This is a genomic window from Niveispirillum irakense DSM 11586 (genome assembly GCF_000429645.1).
In the GTDB taxonomy this organism is placed as follows: Bacteria; Pseudomonadota; Alphaproteobacteria; order Azospirillales; family Azospirillaceae; genus Niveispirillum; species Niveispirillum irakense.
The window spans coordinates 161521-185129 of the sequence record NZ_AUCG01000016.1 but is presented as its reverse complement, the minus strand read 5'-3'; the positions used below and the strand labels follow the sequence as shown (position 1 = coordinate 185129).

The 23609-nt window shown below is 63.9% G+C and carries 17 protein-coding genes; 10 read left to right on the top strand and 7 right to left on the bottom strand.

The features are described from left to right. Window positions 1-49: 49 nt before the first annotated feature. Complete coding sequence (locus tag G473_RS0104295; protein WP_245579983.1) at window positions 50-1300, bottom strand: hypothetical protein; 1251 nt, start codon at window positions 1298-1300, stop codon at window positions 50-52. A gap of 154 nt (window positions 1301-1454) precedes the next feature. After that, a complete protein-coding gene (locus G473_RS0104290) occupies window positions 1455-2066 on the bottom strand; it encodes a TetR/AcrR family transcriptional regulator (protein ID WP_029012085.1) in 612 nt (203 codons plus the stop codon). Window positions 2067-2305: 239 nt separating this feature from the next. Here G473_RS0104290 and G473_RS0104285 point away from each other — a divergent pair, with 239 nt between their 5' ends. The 7 genes from G473_RS0104285 to G473_RS25035 all read left to right on the top strand — a co-directional run bounded on the left by G473_RS0104285 (window position 2306) and on the right by G473_RS25035 (window position 12897). Then, on the top strand, window positions 2306-5245 hold the full coding sequence (locus G473_RS0104285; protein ID WP_029012084.1) for a 2-oxoglutarate dehydrogenase E1 component: 2940 nt from the start codon (window positions 2306-2308) through the stop codon (window positions 5243-5245). 55 nt (window positions 5246-5300) lie between these two features. Continuing rightward, window positions 5301-6521, top strand: a complete 1221-nt coding sequence (gene odhB, locus G473_RS0104280; protein WP_029012083.1) for a 2-oxoglutarate dehydrogenase complex dihydrolipoyllysine-residue succinyltransferase — start codon at window positions 5301-5303, stop codon at window positions 6519-6521. Between the two features lie 161 nt (window positions 6522-6682). Continuing rightward, entirely contained in the window at window positions 6683-8656 is a 1974-nt protein-coding gene (locus G473_RS28980; protein WP_084437627.1) for an ATP-binding protein, read from the top strand. Further along, the gene (locus G473_RS0104270; protein WP_029012082.1) at window positions 8646-8933 is read left to right on the top strand and encodes a hypothetical protein; all 288 of its coding nucleotides are present in this window, start codon (window positions 8646-8648) and stop codon (window positions 8931-8933) included. The genes G473_RS28980 and G473_RS0104270 overlap by 11 nt, the downstream gene beginning before the upstream one ends. A 139-nt stretch (window positions 8934-9072) precedes the next feature. Beyond that, window positions 9073-9729: an OmpW/AlkL family protein gene (locus G473_RS0104265; protein WP_029012081.1), complete on the top strand. Its 657-nt coding sequence runs from the start codon at window positions 9073-9075 to the stop codon at window positions 9727-9729. Window positions 9730-9947: 218 nt separating this feature from the next. Beyond that, window positions 9948-11070, top strand: a protein-coding gene (gene prfB, locus G473_RS0104255) for a peptide chain release factor 2 (protein WP_154667253.1) whose coding sequence is annotated in 2 segments (ribosomal slippage) — window positions 9948-10016 and window positions 10018-11070 — 1122 coding nt in all. Because the reading frame shifts where the segments join, the coding sequence is not laid out codon by codon here. 288 nt (window positions 11071-11358) lie between these two features. Continuing rightward, window positions 11359-12897 (top strand): PAS domain-containing sensor histidine kinase, encoded by a 1539-nt coding sequence (locus tag G473_RS25035; RefSeq protein ID WP_161630939.1) that lies wholly within the window; start codon window positions 11359-11361, stop codon window positions 12895-12897. A 36-nt stretch (window positions 12898-12933) separates the two neighbouring features. Here the strand turns inward: G473_RS25035 and G473_RS0104245 are convergent, their stop codons facing one another. Further along, window positions 12934-14772 (bottom strand): DUF885 domain-containing protein, encoded by a 1839-nt coding sequence (locus G473_RS0104245; protein WP_029012079.1) that lies wholly within the window; start codon window positions 14770-14772, stop codon window positions 12934-12936. A 237-nt stretch (window positions 14773-15009) separates the two neighbouring features. On the opposite strand from G473_RS0104245, the gene G473_RS25030 reads away from it, so the two are divergent. Then, window positions 15010-16524: a methyl-accepting chemotaxis protein gene (locus tag G473_RS25030; RefSeq protein WP_051329869.1), complete on the top strand. Its 1515-nt coding sequence runs from the start codon at window positions 15010-15012 to the stop codon at window positions 16522-16524. A 97-nt stretch (window positions 16525-16621) separates the two neighbouring features. Further along, on the top strand, window positions 16622-17155 hold the full coding sequence (locus G473_RS28975; RefSeq protein ID WP_051329868.1) for a peptidoglycan-binding domain-containing protein: 534 nt from the start codon (window positions 16622-16624) through the stop codon (window positions 17153-17155). Window positions 17156-17206: 51 nt separating this feature from the next. Here G473_RS28975 and G473_RS0104230 read toward each other — a convergent pair whose 3' ends face one another. From G473_RS0104230 to G473_RS0104220, 3 genes are all read right to left on the bottom strand, one after another. Next, a complete protein-coding gene (locus tag G473_RS0104230) occupies window positions 17207-17794 on the bottom strand; it encodes a hypothetical protein (protein ID WP_029012078.1) in 588 nt (195 codons plus the stop codon). A 92-nt stretch (window positions 17795-17886) separates the two neighbouring features. Beyond that, window positions 17887-18384, bottom strand: a complete 498-nt coding sequence (locus G473_RS25020) for a thermonuclease family protein (RefSeq protein ID WP_051329867.1) — start codon at window positions 18382-18384, stop codon at window positions 17887-17889. A 155-nt stretch (window positions 18385-18539) separates the two neighbouring features. Next, on the bottom strand, window positions 18540-18734 hold the full coding sequence (locus tag G473_RS0104220; RefSeq protein ID WP_029012077.1) for a DUF1674 domain-containing protein: 195 nt from the start codon (window positions 18732-18734) through the stop codon (window positions 18540-18542). A 154-nt stretch (window positions 18735-18888) separates the two neighbouring features. Here G473_RS0104220 and htpX point away from each other — a divergent pair, with 154 nt between their 5' ends. Further along, window positions 18889-19833, top strand: a complete 945-nt coding sequence (htpX, locus tag G473_RS0104215) for a zinc metalloprotease HtpX (RefSeq protein WP_029012076.1) — start codon at window positions 18889-18891, stop codon at window positions 19831-19833. Window positions 19834-19850: 17 nt separating this feature from the next. Here htpX and G473_RS0104210 read toward each other — a convergent pair whose 3' ends face one another. After that, on the bottom strand, window positions 19851-23456 hold the full coding sequence (locus G473_RS0104210; protein ID WP_035705347.1) for a hydantoinase B/oxoprolinase family protein: 3606 nt from the start codon (window positions 23454-23456) through the stop codon (window positions 19851-19853). Between the last annotated feature and the right edge of the window lie 153 nt (window positions 23457-23609).

Genomic DNA, 23609 nt, shown 5'->3' with positions numbered 1-23609 from the left:
CTTCTCCGGCAGGGTTTTGCCGGTAGTGTCACAGAAGCCGTCTTCCCCCTCAAGGTGCCACAAGACGCCCGGTGAACGGATTCCAGCCCTTGGCCGCCAGCACGGCCCAGGCGGTGGCGCCCAGATGCGGCTGGCGGTGATAGAAAAAGTCGGCTTCTGTACTGTCCGGGCCGATGGCAAAGCCGGTGGAAAGCTTCTCCCCCCGCACGGCCCAGAGATAGCCGCCGCCGCTGATATCGCCGCTGAGCCCGGTCAGCAACGCGTCGGCCTTATCATCTTTGCCAACGATGCGCCAGGCGAGCGCGGCCTGGGCCGTGCCTTCCACCCAGACCCCGTCTCGGTCGGCATTGAAATCATAGCCGTCGTTAACGCCATGGGCGCTATCGGCATGATCCAGGGCGCGGCGCCAAGCGTCGGGTGCGCCCTCCAGCATCAGCGGCCAGAGCTGGGCGTCCAGGCCGGAATTGCCTTCATTCACCGTCACCCCGTCCGGCAGGGTGCCGGTGGGGAAATAGCCCTTATCGTCCCGCCAGATTGCATCCAGGAAGCCGCGCGCCTGCTTGGCTGCGGCGGCCCAGTCGCCGCCTGGGGCGCCGCTGCGATCCAGCCAGCCGAACAGGGCCAGCAGGTCGGCATGATGTTCCGTCGCCTTCCACAGCATCGGCACCGAGTCGGCATCAAAACCATGAATGCCGCCGGTGAAGCCGCCAGCACCCCTTGTGTCGCTGACATGGGTGACGATCCAGGCGCCCAGGCCGGCAGCGGCATCGCGATAGCGCGCCTCCCCCGTTGCTTCCGCCAGAGTGAGCAGGGCCAGGCCCGCCCAGGCGACATTGCCGGTGGCAGTCCCCACCTGATAGGCATCTTCCAGCCAGCGATTCTGCCGGCTGTCCCACCAGCCATTGGGCGGGATCGGCCGTTCCTGCTGCGGCCCGGCGCGATAGGTGTTGCGCAGGCGCCCCTGCTCGGGCCCGGCCCGGTCGGCGGTTGCCGCCAGCAGCAGCGCATCGCCCAGCCTTTTTGCCTGGGCCGGCTTGCCGCAGGACAGAAGGGCGATGGTCGCCAGGGCGTTGTCATAGGTGAAGGCGGCGGTGGCCATGGCCGGTTCCGGCGGGGCGCCATGGCCGGCAGGCGCATCATAGCTGCGCAGGAAGGCCGGACCGCGACCCGGCACCGAATCGACCGCAACCGTCAGGGCAGCGCAGCCGCGATTGGCCAGCAAGGCAGCCGGGCGGGATTGCGCCAGGGAGGGCGCCGCCATCATGCCGGCGATCATCAAGCCAGCGCATGCTGCCAGCATTCCACGCCTGAACCGTCGCACCGACATCCTCATCCTCTTGTTTTCAAACGTTTAACGGATGCGTTCTACCAACGGCCATAAATTGTGACCGTTGGTAGGGCGGCGACCGCCAGCCGTTGATATGACAGCTAAATGGGGTAGCACCCTCGCTATTTCACCCCCGTGCCCGCAGGCCGGCGGCCAGGGTGGCGACCAGTTCCTCCATCAACAGATGCGGATCGGTATCGGATACGCGGGACAGGTTGCCGGAGACGATCCCCTCGCACAGCCCGTTCACGGCGGCCCAGATGGTGGTGGCGGCCCGTTCCAGCCTTTCTGGGTCCTGATCGGGAATCAGGGGGGCGATGGCACGCTCCACCCCGCGCCGCAACCGGGCCACTTTTTCCAAAAACCAGTCGGGTGTCGGCTCATCCATGACCGGTGGGCGGTTATCGATTAAGGCGAGGTAAAGGTTCAGATGGGTGCTGGCAAAGGCGAGATAGGCATTCGCCTGGGCCAGAAGCCGTGTCTCCGGCGTGGCGCCGCTTCCCCCCGCCGCCTCGTCCGCCGCCCCCACGGCAACCGAAAGGCGATCCAGCAATTCTGCGTTGAGATGTAGCCGGATCGTATCCAGGTTGGGATACAGGTTGTATAGGGTGCCAATCGAACACCCCACAGCTTGTGCCAGTTGCCGTGCCGTCAGGGCTGCCAGCCCCTGTTCGGCGACCAGCCTTCGCGCCTCGTACAGGGTTGCGCGTGCAAGTTCATCTCGCGTTTGCCGTGCCATTCCGATTTTTCCCCGAAAATCCTGGACCCTTCCGGAAATGATATTATCTGTAGCGGGTGCCGACAGCAGTAACGAAAGCGGCTGTGTAACGCCTCCTACCCGTGCTACAGGCAAGAGGCAGACACCGCAGACCTGCATATTGAAGCTGTGTCGGCAGTGACGTAAAACCGTCGCGGAATTTCAAGCCTCTGCCCCGGCCTGCCGTCCGAATCGGTGGGCCTATCCGACCGGAACCCCCCATGGCCCCCTACGATCAAGCCCCGAACGAGCGCCACTCCTTCCTTTTCGGCGCCAACGGCACCTTCATCGCGGAACTGTATGCCCGGTATCAGCAGGACAAGACCGCAGTCGACGAGAGCTGGCAGCGCTTCTTCGCCGAGCTGGGCGATGATGGCCACGCCATCCTGGCCGAGCTGAACGGCGCCTCCTGGGCGAAGAACACCGCCAAGGTGATCGGCGCCGCCGATCCGGACGCTCCGCCCCCCGCCAAGCCGGGTAAGGGCGACGCCAAGGGGGACAAGGCCGCCGCGGCACCGGCCGTGGTCAGCGGGATCTCGCCCGAACAGGTCCGTCAGGCGCAGTTGGACAGCATCCGCGCCCTGATGCTGATCCGCAATTACCGCGTCCGTGGCCATCTGCTGGCCAAGCTGGACCCGCTGGGCATGGACAAGCGGGCCGAGCATGCGGAGCTGGATTACCGCCATTACGGCTTCACCGACGCCGATCTGGACCGCCCCATCTTCATCAATAATGTGCTGGGGATGGAAACGGCGACGCTGCGCCAGATCGTGGACGCCGTCCAGCGCACCTATTGCGGCCATATCGGCGTGGAGTTCATGCATATCCAAGATCCGGAGCAGAAGGCCTGGATCCAGGAACGCATCGAAGGTATCCGCAACCAGACGGACTTCACCAATCTGGGCAAGAAGGCCATTCTGCAGCGCCTGACGGCGGCGGAAGGCTTCGAGAAGTTCCTGCAGCTTAAATATACCGGCACCAAGCGTTTCGGCCTGGAAGGCGGCGAGGTTCTGGTCCCCGCCATCGAACAGGTGATGAAGCGCGGTGGCCAGCTTGGCCTGAAGGAAATCGTTCTCGGCATGGCCCATCGCGGCCGCCTGAACGTGCTGACCAACGTGATGGGCAAGCCCTTCAAGGCCGTGTTCAGCGAATTCCAGGGCAACCCGGCCAACCCGGAAGATGTCCAGGGTTCCGGCGACGTGAAGTACCATATGGGTACGTCCAGCGACCGTGACTTTGATGGCAACACCATCCACCTGTCGCTGTCGCCCAACCCGTCGCACCTGGAAGTGGTGAACCCGGTTGTCTGCGGCCGCGTGCGCGCCAAGCAGTGCCAGATTTCCGGCCAGGTGCCGCCGTCCGATGAAAGCCGCAACCAGGTTCTGGGTGTGCTGCTGCATGGCGATGCCGCCTTTGCCGGCCAGGGCCTAGTGCCCGAGACGCTGCTGCTGTCCGAACTGAAGGGCTACCGCACCGGCGGTATCATCCACTTCATCATCAACAACCAGATCGGCTTCACCACCGCGCCGCAGTACAGCCGTTCCGGCCCGTACCCGACGGAAGTGGCCAAGTCGATCCAGGCCCCGATCTTCCATGTGAATGGCGATGATCCGGAAGCCGTCATCCATATCAGCCGCATCGCCATCGAGTTCCGTCAGAAGTTCCTGAAGGACGTCGTGGTCGATATCGTCTGCTACCGCCGCCAGGGTCATAATGAAGGCGACGAGCCGGCATTCACCCAGCCGGTGATGTACAAGACCATCGCCAAGCAGGAGACGACGCGCCAGCTTTATGCCCAGCAGCTCGTCTCTGAAGGCGTGCTGACCCAGGACGAGGCTGAAGGCTACGTTTCGGAATTCATGGGCCATATGGAACAGGAGTTCCAGGCCGGCAATTCCTACAAGCCGAACAAGGCCGACTGGCTGGAAGGCAAGTGGGCGGGCCTGTCTGCGGCTGGTTCCGATGATGGTCGCGGCAAGACCGCCGTGGCCCCGGAACTGCTGAAGGAAGTGGGTCTGGCCATTTCCCGCGCGCCGGAAGGCTTCAACGTCAATTCCAAGATCGTCCGTCAGCTCAAGGCCAAGCAGCAGGCCATCGAGACCGGCGAGGGGATTGATTGGGCCACGGGCGAGGCGCTGGCCTTTGGTACCCTGGCCGTGGAAGGCACCACCGTGCGCCTGTCCGGTCAGGATGTGGGCCGCGGTACCTTCTCCCAGCGCCATTCCGTGCTGATTGATCAGGTCACGGAAGACAAGTTCGTGCCGCTGAACCATATCCGCCCCGGCGATCAGGCGACCTTCGAAGTGCATGACAGCCCGCTGTCGGAAGCGGCTGTGCTGGGCTTCGAATATGGCTTCTCGCTCGCTGAGCCGCATGCCCTGACCATCTGGGAAGCGCAGTTCGGTGACTTCGTGAACGGGGCGCAGGTCATTATCGACCAGTTCATCAGCTCCGCCGAATCGAAGTGGCTGCGCATGTCCGGTCTGGTCATGCTGCTGCCGCACGGTATGGAAGGCCAGGGTCCGGAGCATTCCTCCGCCCGTCTGGAGCGTTTCCTGCAGAATTCGGCGGAAGATAACTGGCAGGTCTGCAACATCACGACCCCGGCCAACTATTTCCACGCGCTGCGCCGTCAGGTCCGCCGCGATTTCCGCAAGCCGCTGATCGTGATGTCGCCCAAGTCGCTGCTGCGTCACAAGCTGGCGGTGTCCCCGCTGGCCGACTTTACCGGTGACAGCACCTTCCACCGGGTGCTGGGCGATGCCGCCCCCGATCTGGCTGCGGGCGCACAGGTCCGCCGCGTCGTCCTCTGCTCCGGCAAGGTCTATTATGATCTGGTGCAGGAGCGTGAAGCGCGCGGGATCAAGGATATCGCCATCGTTCGTCTGGAACAGCTCTATCCCTTCCCGGAAAAGACGCTGGGCGCGGAACTGGCCAAGTATCCGAACGCGGATATCGTCTGGTGCCAGGAAGAGTCGGAGAACCAGGGCGCCTGGACCTTCGTTGATCGCCGGATCGAGAAGGTGCTGACCGCCATCGGTCACAAGGCCGGCCGGCCGAAATATGCTGGCCGCCCCGCGTCTGCGGCTCCCGCTACCGGTCTTCTGCGCCGTCATAACCAGGAGCAGGCAAAGCTTCTGGATGATGCGCTGACGGTTTGATCCGCCCTGATCCTTCACACATAATCCACACGGCAAACGACAAAGGTCCGCAGTCATGGCGACGGAAATCAAGGTGCCGACCCTCGGCGAATCGGTGACGGAAGCAACCGTCGCCCGCTGGCTGAAGAAGGTCGGCGACAGCGTGCAGATGGATGAGGCGCTGGTTGAGCTTGAGACCGACAAGGTCACGCTGGAAGTGAACGCCCAGGCCGCCGGCACGCTGGCGGAAATCGTGGCGGGCGAGGGCGAGAATGTCGCCGTCGGCGCGCTGCTGGGCGTCATCGGTGAGGGCGGCGCTGCCGCTGCCGCCCCGAAGCCCGCTGCTGCCGCGCCGGCCCCGGCGGCATCTGCCCCGGCCCCCGCCGCTCCGGCAGCCGCCCCGACCGCAGGTGCGGGCGTGATGCCCGCCGCCCGCAAGATGGCGGACGATAATGGCGTCGATCCGGCCAGCCTGTCCGGCACCGGCAAGGATGGCCGCGTCACCAAGGGTGACGTGATCCAGCATCTGGAACAGCCCAAGGCCGCCGCTCCGGCGCCCAAGGCCGCCCCGGCCCCGTCCGGCCCGCGCGCCAAGGGTGATCAGGAAGAGCGCGTGCGCATGACCCGTCTGCGTCAGCGCATCGCCGAGCGTCTGAAGGAAGCGCAGAACACCGCCGCCATGCTGACCACCTTCAACGAGGTGGACATGACGAACGTGATCGCCATGCGTAATCAGTTGAAGGACGCTTTCGAGAAGAAGCATGGCGTGAAGCTGGGCTTCATGTCCTTCTTCGTGAAGGCTGCCCTGGTGGCGCTGAAGGAACTGCCGGCGGTTAATGCTGAGATCGACGGCACCGACCTGATCTACAAGAACTACTATGATATCGGCGTTGCCGTCGGCACGCCGCAGGGTCTGGTGGTTCCGGTGGTCCGCGACGCCGACCAGCTCTCCTTCGCCGGTGTGGAGAAGAAGATCGGCGAACTGGGCAAGAAGGCCCGCGACGGCAAGCTGTCGCTGGACGAACTGTCGGGCGGTACCTTCACCATCTCCAACGGTGGTGTCTATGGTTCGCTGCTGTCGACCCCGATCCTGAACACGCCGCAATCCGGTATCCTGGGCATGCACAAGACCCAGGAACGCCCGGTTGTGGTGAATGGCAAGATCGAGATCCGCCCGATGATGTATCTGGCCCTGTCCTACGATCACCGCATCATCGATGGCCGCGAGGCTGTGACCTTCCTGGTTCGCCTGAAGGAATGCATCGAGAACCCGGAACGCATCCTGCTGGATGTCTGATCCCGGTTCAGCCGTTGATCTCCTGGCAAACCCCGCCCTTCACCGGGCGGGGTTTTGTTTTGCGTTGACGGGCCGATCTGGCCGGCTCTGAATAATGCCTGGATTTCCCGCCGCTCTGCGGTCTGCCCCCTTTCTTATCCCGGTGCTGTGGCGCGCAGGACATGAACGATCTGCTCCAGATTCTCCATGTACCGACCTTGATGATGACCTTCACGGTGATGGCCGTGATGTTGACCATCGCCATGGGCGTCTATTGGGCGCGGCAGGAGACGATTCCCGGATTGGGGCTGTGGACGGTGGCCATCCTTTGCGGTGCCTTCGGGGTGGGGGCACTGGTGGCGCGCGGGGCGGTTCCGCTCTGGGTATCGGTCTTTTTCGGCAATCTCGGCGTTTTTCTGGGCTGCATCTTCATTCTGGGCGGCATCCGCTGCTTTGGGGGACGCAAGCCGCACTGGACCATGCCGCTGCTGACCATCGCCATCATGATGGCGGTGCTGCTTTATGATGTGCTGACGCGCAACGATATCGTCTTCCGCTCCATCATTTGCGCGGTCTGGCTGGCCGGCATCTATAGCCTCTGCGCTATGGAATGCTGGCGCACCGGTCAGAGGGGGACGGCCCGCCGTCTCTGGGTGCTGCCGGCTGTCGTCTTTGTCACCATGTCCGTGGTCATGGCTGTCCGTATCGTCGGCATCCTGCTGGACCCGGAAAATACCACGCTGTTCGCACCCAACCCGGCCCAGGGCGTGAATTTCCTGCTCTCCATCGTTGGGGTGGTGGCGGCGGCCATTGCGATGATGGGCCTGTCGAATGAATGGCTGCAGCGCCGGCTGCATATGGAGGCCGCGGAGAATGCCCGCGTGGCGCGGGAACGGGATCAGGCCGCCCAGGCGGCGGAAGCCGCCAATCAGGCCAAATCCCTGTTCCTGGCCACGGTCAGCCATGAAATCCGCACCCCGATCAACGCTATCATGGGGGGCGTCGAAATCCTGGGCGGCAATGACAGCCTGGATGATGGCGGTACCCGGATATTGGCGGTGATGGACAAGGCCGGGCAGTCGATGCTGGCGCTGCTGGATGACCTGCTGGATATCAGCCGGATCGAAACCGGGCACCTGTCCTTGCAGCCGCAGCCTGTCGATCTGCACCAGCGGCTGCGCGACGCGGTGGACCTGATGGCGAGCCGGGCCGCCGGGGCGGGGCTGACACTGGATCTGTCCATCGCCCCTGATGTGCCGCGCTATGTAAGCATCGACCCGGCGCGCCTGCGCCAGATCCTGCTGAACCTGATCGGCAACGCGGTGAAATTCACCCAGCAGGGCGGGGTGCAGGTGCTGGCTGGCCGGGCCACCGATGCTGCCCTGCCGGCAGGGAGCGGTATCCCGGTGCGAATCATCGTGGCGGATACGGGTATCGGCATCCCGGCAGCCAAGCTGCCCCATGTCTTCGAAGCCTTTTATCAGGTGGAGGCCGGGGACAAGCGCCGCTATGGCGGGGTGGGGCTAGGGCTGGCCATCTGTCGCCGTCTGGTTGGCATGATGGGCGGGACAATCCGTGTGGACAGCGCCGTCGGTCGGGGCACGGCCTTCACGGTCGATGTGCCCATGCCGGCCGCCCCCGCGCCGGAGCAGGTGGCATCCCCCGTCCGGACCCTGCCTTACTGGACCCGCCGGCCGACCGTGCTGCTGGTGGAGGATGATGCCGTCAACCGCTTCGTCGCCAGCCAGCTTCTGACCCGCCAGGGGCTGGAGGTGGTGCCGGCCCCGGATGGGGAGGCGGCGCTGGAAATGCTGAGCCAGATGAAGGTATCGGCCGTGCTGATGGATATTGGCATGCCCGGTATGGACGGGTTTGAAACGACCATCCGGTTGCGACGGTCGGTGGGGCCGATGGCCGATGTGCCGGTGCTGGCCTTGACCGCCAATGTATTGCCGGAGACGGTTGCCCGGTGCCGGACCGTGGGTATGCAGGGTTTCATCGCCAAGCCGATCCGGTTGGAAGAGCTGCTGAATGCCCTTGCCGCGCAGATACCGCCCGACGGGATACGGGACCATGGCCGCGCCAGCCGCCACCCCCGCAACCCCACCCCGGCTTGTGCCGCATTTGCGGGAGACGCTGGGGGATGTGGCCGTTGATCATCTGTTGATGCTGGCGGCCCAGAATGTTGCCAAGGCCCGCCGCATCCTGGCCTTTGATGCCACGCCCGATATCGCGACCTTGCGGCAGACGGCCCTGCGTCTGGCCGATGCGCTGGATACGGTCGGATTGGCCGTCGATGCCCAGGCGCTGCGGGAATGTCTGTCGCTGTTGCGACCCGGACAGGCGCTGGGAACAGCCCAGGCCGCCATGGATGCCATTCTGGCGGGGGCGCAGATTCGCTTGCCGCAGCCCAAGGTCATGGCAGCCGAATAACAATATTCACAAGAATTGATCCAGGTCAGGGATTGGCATTCGACTTCTCTATAAAAAGATGCCTGTAGGACGCGCTGATATGGCGCGCGGTCGGGGAAAGAAAAAAATTCACCCGGCACATGATACAGGAGCCTCAGTGATGAAAAAGACTGCCCTGGCTGCCGCTATTGGTGGCGCCGCCCTTCTGTGCTCTATGGCAGCCCCCGCCATGGCGGAGAAGAGTGCTGGTGATATTCTTGCTCGTGCGCGCATCGTCTTGGTTCAGCCGGACGAGAGCAGCAAGCTGAGCCTCGGCAACACGGCCATTCCTGGCCATGTCGCCCTCGACTCTTCGATCATCCCGGAACTGGATTTCAGCTACTTCTTCACGGACAATATCGCCGCCGAGCTGATCCTGGGGACGACGCAGCATCATCCGAAGGCCCAGGCGACGCCGCTGGGTGCTTCCGTCGATCTGGGTGATGTGTGGCTGCTGCCGCCGACCCTGACCCTGCAGTACCACTTCAACCCCAAGGGCACGGTCAGCCCCTATGTGGGTGCCGGCATCAACTACACCATCTTCTATGGTGAGGATCCGGGTGCTGCCCTGGATACCAAATATGATAACGGCTTCGGCTATGCCCTGCAGGCCGGTGTTGATTTCGCGCTGACCGAGAAATGGTCGTTCAACGTGGACGTCAAGAAGCTGTGGCTGAACACGAATGTGAAGGTCAATGCCGGCTTGCCGTCGCTGATCAAGGCCGATGTTGATATCGACCCCTGGCTGATCGGCGTGGGCTTCGGCTACCGCTTCTGATCCCGCGCGGGGCGCCTGGCGGAACCCGCCATCTTCCGGTCGATTGACCGGAGGGTGGCGGGTTTTGTCGTTTCCGGCGGTCAGCGACCGGTCCCGGCGGGACACCGTCATGCTGCGATAAGGCTTGGCCTGGGGGGAACGGACGGTTACAAAACCCTTCCCGTGAAAGGCTGCCCATCCTGGGCGGCCATATCACCCGCGATCGACAGGAGCCGCCCATGCGCGCCGAGATCCAAGCGGTGACTGAGGCTGTTGAACAGTCCTTGGTCCTGCTGAGGAGGCATCTTTGACTGGGAGAAATCCCTTTTCCGCCTCGACGAACTGACCGCCCTTTGTGAAGACCCCAACCTCTGGAACGACAGTGATCGTGCCCAGAAGCTGTTGCGGGAGAAAAACCAGCTCGAATCGTCCCTCACCGGGACCAAGGAGCTGGAACGCGACATGAAGGACAATCTGGAACTTCTGGAAATGGCCGAAATGGAAGGTGATCAGGATATGATCGCCGAGGCCGAGAAGGTCCTGTTGTCGCTGAAGGATCGCGCGGCCAAGATGGAGCTGGAAAGCCTGCTTTCCGGTGAGGCTGATGCCAATGACGCTTTCCTGGAAGTCAATGCCGGTGCTGGCGGCACAGAAGCCCAGGATTGGGCGCTGATCCTGCTGCGCATGTATACCCGGTGGGCCGAGCAGCATGATTACAAGGTCGAGCTGCTGGACGAAACCAATGGCGAAGAGGCCGGCATCAAGTCTGCCACCATCCAGATCAAGGGCCATAACGCCTATGGCTGGCTGAAGACGGAATCGGGTGTGCACCGGCTGGTGCGTATCAGCCCGTTCGACAGTCAGGCGCGTCGCCACACCTCTTTCTCGTCTGTGTCCGTGACACCGGTGATCGACGACAAGATCAATGTCGAGATCAACGAAAAGGATGTGAAGGTCGATACGTTCCGCGCCAGCGGTGCCGGTGGTCAGCACGTCAATAAGACGGACAGTGCCGTTCGCTTCACCCACATCCCGACCGGCATTGTTGTTTCCTGTCAGCAGGAGCGTTCACAGCACAAGAACCGCGCCAAGGCGTGGGACATGCTGCGCGCGCGCATCTATGAGATGGAACTGCGCAAGCGGGAAGAGGCGGCCAACGCCCTGGAAGCGACGAAGACCGATATCGGCTGGGGCCATCAGATCCGGTCCTACGTGTTGCAGCCTTACCAGATGGTCAAGGATTTGCGCACGAATGTGGAGACGAGTGACAGTGCCGGCGTTTTGAACGGCGACCTGGATCAGTTTCTGCAGGCTGCCCTTGCGCATCGCATCCAAGGGCACGGGGACGAGGCTTCATCCTGACCAAATGATGTGGCGGGTGACGCTTTTTATTCCCTTTGAAGGGTCTTTCTCTGGGCCGGGCAACATTCTGTTGCCTGGCCTTTTATTTTGGATCAGAAATCTTAGTTAAGTTGAAGTGGTCTCCGGCCCGGCAATCCTGTTCATTGGGATATGTTGCCGGCGCCTTTACGCGCATTATGTCTTTATGTCTGCCCGCAGCCTGTTCCGGCTCCATCGGGCATTGGCAAGGATTGCTCTATGTCCGCGTTGGAGGTAAGCGCGCATCCGGGGGCCGCAGGCGCAGTCGGAATGGACCGCCTGTTCGACGCCTATTTCGATTCAACACAGCAGATGCTGATCCTGCTGGACCCGTCCGGCACCATTCTGGCGATCAATCGGGCCGCATGCCGGCAAGGGGGCGCCGACATGGGCATGATGATCGGCGCACCGTTCTGGCTGGCGCCCTGGTGGCGCGACAGCGAGCCCGCGCAGGACCGGCTGCGGACCGCCGTCCAGGCTGTGGCAGAAAATGGCGCCACCATACGGTTTGACCTGCCCACAGGGTCGGGTTTCAGTGCGCCTCTGGTTTTCGATCTGTCCATCACCCCCATCACGGATGCTTATGGCGTCACCTCACGCCTGATGGTGGAGGGGCGCGATGTGACGGAGGCCCGCGATATCGAACATGCGCTGCGCACCAACGAACAGCGCCTGCGTGACATCGTGGAAGGATCAGTCCAGGGGATTGTCGTTCATCGGGATAACCGGGTCCTGTTCGTCAACCCCGCCTATGCCGACATGCTTGGCTACGATTCTGTTCTGCGGATGATCGGCATGCCGGTCGATCAGATCATCCCCGCGGAGGAGGTGGACGAGGCGAGACAACTGATCGCCCGGCTGCTGGGGGGGGAAGAGATTCCTTTGATGCGGCGGCTGCGGAACCTGCGGCAGGATGGCACCACAATCTATGTCGATGTGCTGGCGCGGCGCATCATCTGGGACGGGCATTATGCCATCCAGGCCACTGTGGTGGATGTGACGGCCCAGGCCCAGGCGGCGGCTGCGGAGGCAGCCAGACTGGCGGCGGAGGAGGCATCCCGGACAAAATCCGCCTTCATCGCCACCATGAGCCATGAATTGCGGACCCCGCTGAACGCCATTCTCGGCTTTGCCGGCATCCTCGCCGCCGATGGGGAGGAGGATTCCCGCCATGTTGAATATGCCGAGGATATCATCCTGGCGGCACGGCACCTGCTGGCGGTGATCAATGACATGCTCCATCTGTCCAAGATCGAGGCGGGCCGGCTGGCATTGGAACAATGCTGGATCCCGCTGGAGACGGAGTTAAGGCAGGTCCATCGCATCACCCTGGGGCTGGCCCAGGATAAGAGACTGGATATCAGGCTCTCTCTGCCGGAGGGCGACACGCCTCTGTTGCTTCATGCCGATGAACGGGCATTGCGCCAGATTTTGCTGAATATCGTTGGCAATGCCGTGAAATTCACGCCCGAAGGGGGGCATGTTGACCTGTGTGCGGTCACCGAGGCTGATGGCGGCCTGACCATCGCCATTGCCGATACCGGGATCGGAATCCGGGAAGAGGATATGGAGCGGATCTGGCGTCCGTTCGAGCAGGCGGGGAGCCGGGATCACCAGAACGGTACCGGCCTTGGCCTCTCCATCGCCCGGGCCCTGGCGGAACTGCATGGGGCGACGGTATCGGTGGAAAGCCGGCCGGGTCAGGGCACCACATTCCGGTTCCGTTTCCCGGCGGCATCGGTCCGGCAGGGCACGCTGCCCCGCCCGGTCAATGTCAGCCATCCGGGCGGTGGTGAGGCTGTATCGTAACCGTCGGGAAGGGGCGCCCCTTCCCGACGGTTTTCATTACGCCGCCTTACGGCTGGCGATCCACTGGTCGATGATTTCCCCCAGGATCGGCAAGGTCACCGGGCCGTTGGTCAGCACGGTATCGTGAAAGCTGCGCAGGTCGAACCGGTCGCCCAGTTGCGCCTTGGCCTGCGCGCGCAGTTCCAGGATACGGTTCATGCCGATCTTGTAGCCCAGCGCTTGTCCTGGCCAGACGAAATAGCGTTCGATCTCGTTCTCGTTGTCGCTCAACGGGTTGCCGGTATTTTCCCCCATCCAGGCAATGGCCTGTTCGCGCGTCCATTGCTTGGCATGGATACCCGTATCCACAACCAGCCGGCCTGCGCGGAACAGTTCGGAGATGACGCGCCCGGCCTCCGACAGGGGTTCCTTATAGAAGCCGAACTCCTTGGTCATGCGCTCGGTATACATGGCCCAGCCTTCACCATAGGCGGTGTCCCAGGTAAAGCGGCGGAAGGTGGGGATGCCGTCCGCTTCCTGCGAAATGGCGATCTGCATATGGTGGCCGGGCAATGCCTCGTGATGGCACAGGGCTTCCAGATCGTGGCGGGTCTGCACCGACATGTCGGACAGGTTGGCATAGAAGACGCCGGGCCGTGAGCCATCGGGGGAGGATTGCTCATAAAAGGCGCTGGGGGTGGCATTCTCCCGATAGGCTTCCACCGGCTTCACCACCACCTGCGCCTTGGGCAATACCGTGAACATCTCGTTCAGGCGGGCCTTCACGCCGTCAATATAGGCGGTGGCGGTGGCCAGATATTCCTTGCGCCCGGCCTCGCTGTCCGGGAAGCGGACGGACGGATCGGTGCGGGTGAAGTGGAAGAAATCCTGCACTGTGCCCTGGAAGCCCAGCTTGGCCATGGCCTCGCGCAACTCACCATGCAGGCGCTCGGTCTCCGTCAGGCCCAGGGCGTGGATTTCATCCGCCGTCATTTCCAGGCCGGTATGATAGCGGATCTGGGCGCGGTAGAAATCGGCGCCGTCGGGCAGGGACCAGGCGCCGTTGCTGGCCGTCTGCTGGCCCTGCAGGTCGGTGACGGCGGCAATGAACCGCTCATAAGCCGGCTTCAACTGTGTGGTCAGGGCCCGCGCGCCGGCCTGGATCAGGGCGCGTTTGCGGGCAGCGCTGATTTCCAGCTTCTCCACCTTTTCCTTCAGGTCGGCATAGAGCGGGCTGTCCTTGGCGCCGGCAGTGAAGGGTGCGTCGGTGATGACATTGCGTGCGGCGGTGAGGATGCGGGGGAAGCTGAAGGCCGGCGGCAGCACACCCTTTCCGGCCTGACGGCGCATCTCCGCCACCGTGATGTCCAGCACCGTGGCCGCCCCTTCCAGGCGGGTCACATAATCCTGGGCATCCTCTTCCGTCTTCACCGCATGATAGCCCATGAGGAAAGAGGGGATGCTGGTATGGGCCCCGCCCAGATGCGAAACGGCGAAGCTGTGATTGCGCCAGCGATAGAAGGTAATGGCGGTCTCCAGCTTCTGCTGGAACAGCTTGTGGCTGATCTGCGCCGAGGGGGAGAGTGTATTGATATTGAAAGCAGCCAGGCGCTTCAGCGTGTCGGCAGCAATGCGCAGATTTTCCTGCTGGTGGCCTTCATCGGCCAGGGTCCAGGCATTGTGCCGGCCCGGCAGTTCCAACTGCGTGCGCATTTCCGGGCTGCGGGCCAGCTCCTGCTGCCACATCTCTTCCAGAAAAGCGTTGAATGCCTGATCGCCTGCCGGGGCGGTGGGGGCTGCCATTGTCATACGGGCCATTACACCATCCAGCGCCGCGGCGGTGGCGGAAAGGGCGAACAGTCCGCCAAGGGCGGCGCGGCGGGTCAGCATCGGCATGTCTACTCCGGCATCGTATGGATCGGGCCTGATGTGCCCGGACGGGCGGCCCTTAAAGGTTGGGATATATCCTAGCCGTCAGTGGTTGAACGCAAAGCGCGCTGTTGTAACGGCTCTGTAACGGCCCAAGTGGGGATATATAACCTTCAGCATATCTGGTCGATATGTTGGGCCGGCAAAAAATCAATCGCCATTGCGGCGATGCGAGGGGCGTCGCCATGAACCGCGGGGGATATCATGTTCATTGGGCGGATGGATGTGGGTGGTGGACTGGGCTGGTTGGGCCGGGCGCGAGGCCAGATGGCCGTGGCTGGGGTTTATGAAAGCATGCTGGACGGGATGCCGATCGCCGTCATGCTGTGTGAGCTTAAGGATTTCAGGATCACCTACGCCAACCGGAAGTCACAGGAACTGCTGCGCCGGATCGCGCATGTGCTGAAGGTGAAGCCCGACGAGATCGTCGGCCAGTCGATCGACATTTTCCACAAGAACCCGCAGCATCAGCGCCGCCTTCTGGCCGATCCGAAAAATCTGCCTCACCGCGCCCGTATCGCCATTGAGGATGAGTGGCTGGAACTGAATATCAGTGCCGTGATGGACAAGACCGGCACTTATGTCGGGCCGATGCTGACCTGGAATGTCATCACCGATCAGGTCCGGGTGGAACGCCAGACCCAAAGGCTGATCGGCATGATCGACCGGATGCCGATCAATGTCATGACCTGTGATCCCAAGAACGAATTCAAGATCGACTATGCCAACCGCACCAGCATCGACACGCTGCGCACGCTGGAGGCACATTTGCCGATCAAGGCGGATCAACTGGTCGGGTCTTCCATCGACATCTTCCATAAGCGCCCGACGCATCAGCGCACCATGCTGGCCGATCCCAAGAACCTTCCTCATGAAACCTTCATCAAGGTAGGGCCGGAGACGCTGCATCTGAAAGTCTCGGCCATGACGGACAGCGCGGGAACCTATATCGGGCCGATGCTGACATGGTCCATCGAGACCGCGAACCGGGCGATGGGAGAGAAGGTTCAAGATGCGGTGAAGGCCGTATCTGGCAATGTGGGCGACCTGTCGCAGGCGGCGCAAGCCCTGGACGGTGCGGCCGACGAGATGCGCAAGCTGGTCGGTGACGCCAGCACCGCCACAGAAGAGGTGGTGTCGGCCATCAATGCCATCGCCCAGCAGATGGACGAGGCCTCCAACATCTCTCGCGGAGCGGTATCAGATGCGACGGCCTCGGCGGAGAAGGTGGAGGAGCTTTCCGCCGTCACCCAGCGTATTACGGTCATTGTTGACCTGATCCGATCCATCGCCGCGCAAACCAACCTGCTTGCGCTGAATGCCACGATTGAGGCTGCGCGGGCGGGCGAGGCAGGCAAGGGCTTTGCCGTAGTGGCGGCGGAGGTGAAGAACCTGGCCGGCCAGACTGCCAAGGCGACGGAGGAGATTGAACAACAGATCGAACAGATCCAGGGTGCGATGGGTGAGACAGTGGGGGCCATCGGCAAGATCGGGGAGACGACACGCAAACTCAACGGCATCGCCGGGGATGTTTCCCAGGCCATTGCCCGGCAGGCAGTGGCAACCCGGCAGGTGAAAACCAGTATGGGCGGGGTGGCCGATGCTTCCGCCCGCAATGGTCGTTCAGTGAAGGCGTTGCTGGAGGTGGCCGACGATCTCAACGGGATGGCCCTGGCGCTGGATAAGGAGACACAGCAATTCCTGTCCCGGAAGCGGTGAGGCAAGCGGCAGGGCGGCGCATCGGGTTGCCATTCTGTTGCCACCCTTGGCGGCCAGGATGGCTGTGGAATGTCACAACTGCGCCGGAAGATGAACTATGCGCCCTTCGATTTCTGCCGCCGCCCTGCTCCTGGCCGCCCCGCTGCTTCTGGCCCTGCCGGCCCATGCCGACTGGCGCCGCGATTGTGCGGCGGAAGGGGTGACCCCGATGCAGTCCGCCGCCATGATCAAGCAGATCCAGACCGAACTGGCGATTGCCGGCTTTGATGCCGGCCAGCCGGATGGGGTGGTGGGCAGCCGCACCCGCACCGCCATCCGCGCCTATCAGCGGTTGGCCGGGCAGCGGTCCGACGGCTGCCCCAGCGAGGCCCTGCTTCAGCGCCTGTCCTTCGGCCTGCCGAAAATCTACAGCGATCGGCGCCCCGCCAGTCCGACCGAGACGGTGCAGGTGCAGGAGGAACTGCTGCGTCGGGGTTACTGGGCAGGCGCTGCCGATGGCCGTTTCGGCCGGCAGACGGCAGAGGCGATCCGCCAGTTCGAGCTGGATAGTAACCGCCCGCTGACGGGGGAGATCAGCCCGACCCTGCTGTCTGAGCTGAAAACAGGTGACCGGTCCAAGCGCCGGAACTGACCCGATATCCCACCGGGGGAGAGCCTGTCAGGCTCCCCTCCCGGCTGGCCGTCAGGGAACGATGCTGGTTGCTGCTGCCCCCACGCCCGGCAATACGCCAAAGCCACTGGGGAAAAGCTGTTTAGCCACATCGGCCACCATGAATCGGAAACTGGCCTGCTGCGGCGATGTCGCCCCGGTCAGCCGGCCCTTTGCCATGCTGAGCGCTTCCGTATTGTCGCAGAAAGCCGCCGTCAGATGGGTGGTGGTCTGAAGATTGTTCAATTCCGGCGCGGGCGCGTCGCCCTGGGTGGCATCCTCAGCGGCGCACAGCTCACCGGCCGGCGCCTCTTCCCCCCGATGGAACCGCATCACCACGCGATAGCGTCCACCGGGCTGGTACCCTTCGGCCTTGGTGAAATTGCTTTCCGGATTCAACATCTCGGGCGGCAATGCCGCCAGCACGTCACGGCGGAATTGCTCCGGCGCAACTTCCGGCGGCGCGCCGCGCACTTCCAGCGTGAAGCCGGGTTCCGGGGAAGGCGGGTTGGCGGCAAGGGCAGCCCCCGCCGGCAACAGGGCGCACCCCAAAAGGGCGGAACCCAACAGGGTCGCCCCTACCAAGGGGTTGCGGTGCGGGAAAGCCGGGAGATGGGACAAGATACGCTCGCCTCCGAGCTGTGAAACACAGGGGTTGGACGCTGAAGCGAACGCGTGGAGACGGGATATTGTTCCCCGGCCCCCTGTTCCGGTCAGCCCTCGTCCGTCTCGTCGGTGCTGGAAAGGATGGTGCCGCCATGGCACCAGGGCAGCCGTTTTCCCCCCTGATAGGCGCGGGCGAGGCCATCGCGGATCAAGGTGGACGCGATATCGGTGCCGTCTGACAGACGCACCTCCGCCCGCACCCGCCCGCCATATTTATCGTAAACCACATTGTGCAGCAGCACGACCTGATCGCCCGTGCCGTCCATCGCGGTGGCCACAAGGCTGGTCAGCCTTTCCCGCGCTTTGGCGGCCAGTCGCTTCTCATCCGCGCAGGTCGACCGGCTTTCCGGTGTGTCGATCCCGTTCAGCCGGACCCGTGTCACCACTTCCTGGTCCAGCCACACAGTGACGCGAACGGCCAGCGTATCGCCATCCACCACCGATATCACCCGCGCCGGCACCGGTCCCGCCAGACGACTGGCCGCCATCCCGGTACCGACGGGCACCAGGGCGATCAGAAACGGGATGAGGGCAAGCGGGCGCATGGGGCGGACAGGGGGTGAAGGGAAATGACCCCACTATCTTACCCTGCCATGGCGTGAAGTCGAGCTGCATTTGTGATCATTATCCTAAAGTACGGATGATGATCCGTTATCTGAATACAAGTAGGTACAAATGCAACTTTCTGGATGCGGCCGGATCAAAAATCAGTGCAGCGCCCATTCACTTCCCAATCGCCGAACCGGGTTGGTTCGGGGCCTTCCCGCCCGCCAATTTCACCCGGCGGCTGGGCGACGGGGCCGGGCTGGACGGTCCCGGTGGCCGGCTTGGCAGTGCCCGTGGATTGATCCGCGGTCGGGATTTCGGTTTGTGCCGGGTTCTTTGGCGTGACCATGGGCCTGTCCTTCGCGTTATAGGCGGTGCATGCCCAGGATATGGACCGGCCCCCTGATCCTGCCAAGTCTTGATACGGGATGGGGGGCCTTCCCATATCAGGGGGGACGAGGGCACTTGCCCTCACCTGATTGGCCCTGAAGGAGCCGGATAAAATGAGTGGCTATTTCCGTACCGCGATCCTGTTGGCGGGTCTGACCGGCCTGTTCCTGGCGGTCGGATTTATGCTGGGCGGGCGTGGCGGCATGATGATTGCGCTGCTGTTCGCCGTTGCCACCAACCTGTTCGCCTATTGGAACTCCGACAAGATGGTGCTGCGCATGTATGGCGCGCGGCAGGTGGATGCGGCCAGAGCGCCGCAATTCTACACCATGGTGCAGCGGCTGGCGCAGCGCGCCGGGTTGCCGATGCCCAAGGTCTATATCATCGACAATCCCCAGCCCAACGCCTTTGCCACCGGCCGCAACCCGGAAAATGCGGCCGTGGCCGCCACCACCGGCCTGCTGTCACGGTTGAGCCAGGAGGAGGTGGCGGGCGTGATGGCGCACGAACTGGCCCATATCAAGAACCGCGACACGCTGATCATGACGATCACGGCGACGCTGGCCGGTGCCCTGTCCATGCTGGCCAATTTCGGCCTGTTTTTTGGCGGTAGCAGCGACAACCGCAACAACCCGCTGGGTTTCATCGGCGTGATCCTGGTCGCCATCCTGGCGCCGCTGGGGGCCATGCTGGTGCAGATGGCCATCAGCCGGTCGCGGGAGTATGAAGCCGACAAGATGGGCGCGGAGATCAGCGGCCGGCCCGACTGGCTGGCTGATGCGCTGGAAGGTATCCAGGACAGTGCCCGCCGCGTGCCCAACCAGGCGGCGGAGAACAACCCCGCCACGGCCCACATGTTCATCATCAACCCGCTGCATGGGCGGGGTGTGGATAGCCTGTTTTCCACCCATCCCAGCACGGCCGAAAGGGTGCGCCGCCTGCGCGCCATGATGACGGGCAGCCCGCCGCGCGGCCACCAACCCCCGCAGCCGCCCCGCCGGACGGCGGGCAGCGTGCCGACCAGCGGCGGTCCCAGCCGTCGCGGGCCGTGGGGTTGATGCGCAGTTGGGGGCGGTTATGAACCGTAGCCGCCCCCGCCCGGTGTAACGATCACGAACATGTCACCCGCCCCCATGGCGGCCTTGCCGGTGGCGGGCAATGTCTCCACCCGCCCATCGGCGCGTTCCACCCGCGCGGCCCCCGGCAGCGCATCGCCACCGCCTGCCAGCCCGAAGGGGCGGTTGATGCGGTTGTTGGACAGGATGGCGGCAATCATCGGCTCCAGGAAGCGGATGCGCCGTTCCACCCCTTCACCGCCCTTGTACCGCCCTTGACCGCCGGAGCCCTGGCGGATGCGGAAACTCTCCAGCCGCACCGGGAAACGCCATTCCAGCACCTCCGGGTCGGTCAGGCGGGAATTGGTCATGTGGGTATGGACGGCATCGGTGCCGTCAAACCCCGGTCCGGCCCCGGCCCCGCCGCAGATCGTCTCATAATATTGGTGGGTGTCGTTGCCGAAGGTGAAATTGTTCATCGTGCCCTGGGCGGCGGCCAGCACCCCCAGCGCGCCATATAGCGCGTTGGTCACGGCCTGGCTGACCTCCACATTGCCGGCCACCACGGCGGCGGGGGCGTGCGGGTTCAGCATGGAGCCTTCGGGGATGATGATTTCCAGCGGGGCGAGACAACCATCATTCAGCGGAATTTCATCATCCACCAGGGTGCGGAAAACATAGAGCACGGCGGCCCGCACAATGGCCGAGGGGGCGTTGAAATTATTGGGCTGCTGCGGGCTGGTGCCGGTGAAGTCAATCTTCGCCGTGCGGCGTTTCGGATCAATGCGGATGGCAACGGCGATGCTGGCGCCATTATCCATCGCCACCGTGAACTGCCCGTCCTTCAGCACCTTGATGACGCGGCGGACCTGTTCTTCGGCATTGCGCTGCACATGGCCCATATAGGCGGCCACGGTCTCCAGCCCGAACAGGCTGACCATCTTCATCAATTCATCCCGCCCGCGCGCATTGGCGGCCACCTGGGCGCGCAGGTCGCCCAGATTCTGGCTGATATTGCGGGCGGGGTAGGGGCCGCTGGACAGCAGGTCGACCACGGCCTGTTCGCGCAGGCGTCCGCCTTCCACCAGCAGGAAATCATCGATCAGGATGCCTTCCTGGTCGATGCTGGTGCTGTCGGGCGGCATGGAACCAGGGGTGATGCCGCCAATATCCGCCTGATGCCCGCGTGACGCCACCCAGAACAGGATATGGCGTCCTGCCTCATCAAAGACCGGCGTCACCACCGTGACATCGGGCAGGTGGGTGCCGCCGCGATAGGGATTGTTCAGCATCACCGCATCGCCGGGGCGCAAACTGTCACGGCGGGCGTCAATCACCGCCCGCACACTGTCCCCCATGGAGCCCAGATGCACCGGGATGTGCGGCGCGTTGGCGATCAGATTGCCGCCAGCATCGAACAGGGCGCAGGAGAAATCCAGCCGTTCCTTGATATTCACCGAATGGGCCGTGTTTTCCAGCGCCAGCCCCATCTGTTCGGCGATGGACATGAACAGATTGTTGAATACCTCCAGCATCACCGGATCGGCATCGGTGCCGATGGCGACACGGGCCGGCAGCGGCACCACCCGGCGCAGCACCAGCCCGCCGCGCGCCGTCACCTCTGCCCGCCAGCCGGGCTCCACGATGGTGGTGCCGGTCGGTTCCCGCAGGATGGCGGGGCCGGGCACCTGGGTGCCGGGGGGCAGGCTGGCCCGGTCATGCACGGGCACGTTCCGGGTCTTGGTCCCCAGCCACAGCGGCACCTCCGCCAGGGGGGCTGGCGGGGTCAGGGGGGCGGGGGTGTTGGTCAGGCCGTGGCCGATATCCACCTTTTCCCCGCTGGCGGCCACCGCCTCCACCGACAGGCTTTCCACCACCAGGGCGCGGTCGGGCACGTCAAAACCGAAGCGCTGGCGATGGGCCTCGGCAAAGGCGGCGCGCATCGCCGGCACCTCGCCAAAGGTGATTTCCAGCGTGGCGTCGGTGCCGGCCACCTTCACCCGCGCGGTGGGGTGCAGGCCGATGCGGGCAGGCTCCACCCCCTGGGCCTGTAATTCGGCGGCCGCGTCGCGCCCCAACTCCCCAATGGTCTGGATCAGGCCGGGGAAGGCGGCTTCTTCCAGCACCGTTTCCACCGCCCGGTCGCGCAGCGCGCCCAGATCGGCCAGCCCCATGCCATAGGCCGACAGCACGCCGGCGAACGGGTGCAGATAAACGGTTTTCATGCCCAGCGCATCGGCCACCAGACAGGCATGTTGCCCGCCGGCCCCGCCGAAACAGGTCAGCGCATAGCGGGTAACATCATAGCCGCGCTGGACGGAGATATGCTTGATGGCATTGGCCATATTCTCCACGGCGATTCGCAGGAAGCCCTCGGCCAGCGCCTCCGGTGCCATCGCCGTGCCGGTGGCGGCGGCGACTTCCGCCGCCAGTTCGGCAAATTTCTCCCGCACGATGGCGACATCCAGTTTTTCATTCCCTGCCGGCCCGAAGACGGGGGGAAAGAAATCCGGGTGCAGCTTGCCGACCATGACGTTGCAATCCGTCACCGTCAGCGGCCCGCCCCGGCGATAGCAGGCGGGGCCGGGGTTGGAGCCGGCGGATTCCGGCCCCACCCGCAGCCGCGCCCCATCAAACCGGCAGATCGACCCGCCACCCGCCGCCACCGTATGGATGCGCAGCATCGGCACCCGCAGCCGCACCCCGGCCACCACGGTTTCCAGCGACCGTTCATACTGCCCGGCATAGTGGGAGACATCGGTGCTGGTGCCGCCCATATCAAAGCCGATGATCTGGCCGAACCCCTCCGCCGCCGCCGTGCGCACGGCCCCGACAATGCCCCCCGCCGGGCCGGACAGGATGGCATCGCGTCCCTGGAAGCGCTTGGCCTGCGTCAGCCCACCATTGGATTGCATGAAATAAAGCGGGATGCCCGGCAGCGCGTCGGCCACCTGCGCCACGTATCGGCGCAGGATGGGGGAGAGATAGGCATCGGCCACCGTGGTGTCGCCGCGCCCCACCATCTTCATCAGCGGGCTGACCTGATGGCTGGCGGAGATTTGGGTAAAGCCGATTTCCCGCGCGATGTCCGCCACCCGTGCCTCATGCGCACTGTGGCGATAGCCATGGATGAACAGGATGGCACAGGCGCGCAGGCCAGCATCGAAGGCGGCCTGTAACCCGGCGCGGGCGGCATCCTCATCGAGATTCAGCAGCACGGTGCCGTCGGCCGCCACCCGCTCCGGTACCTCCAGCACGCGCGTATAAAGCTGTTCCGGCAACTGGATATGCCGGGCGAAAATCTTCGGGCGGGCCTGATAGCCGATGCGCAACTGGTCGCCCAACCCGGCGGTGGTGACCAGCAGCACCGCTTCCCCCTTGCGTTCCAACAGCGCATTGGTGGCGACCGTGGTGCCCATGCGCACGGCTTCCACCGCGTCCGCGGGCACCGGCTCCCCAGCAGCCACGCCCAGCAATTCCCGGATGCCCTGCACGGCGGCATCCTTGTAGCGCTCAGGGTTTTCCGACAGCAGCTTATGGGTCAGCAGGGTGCCATCGGGCCGGCAGGCGACAATGTCGGTAAAGGTGCCGCCACGGTCGATCCAGAATTGCCAACGCGAACCCATGCCTGATCCTTCCAGCCACTGACCTGTCAAATGGTGCGGGAGTGTGCCGCGTGCGGCCATCCCCCGTCCATAGCGGATCGCCCTGCCGGGCTGGCATGCACGGGTGCCCCCGCCATTGCGGCTTTACACCCGGCATCCCATCCGCACTATAGG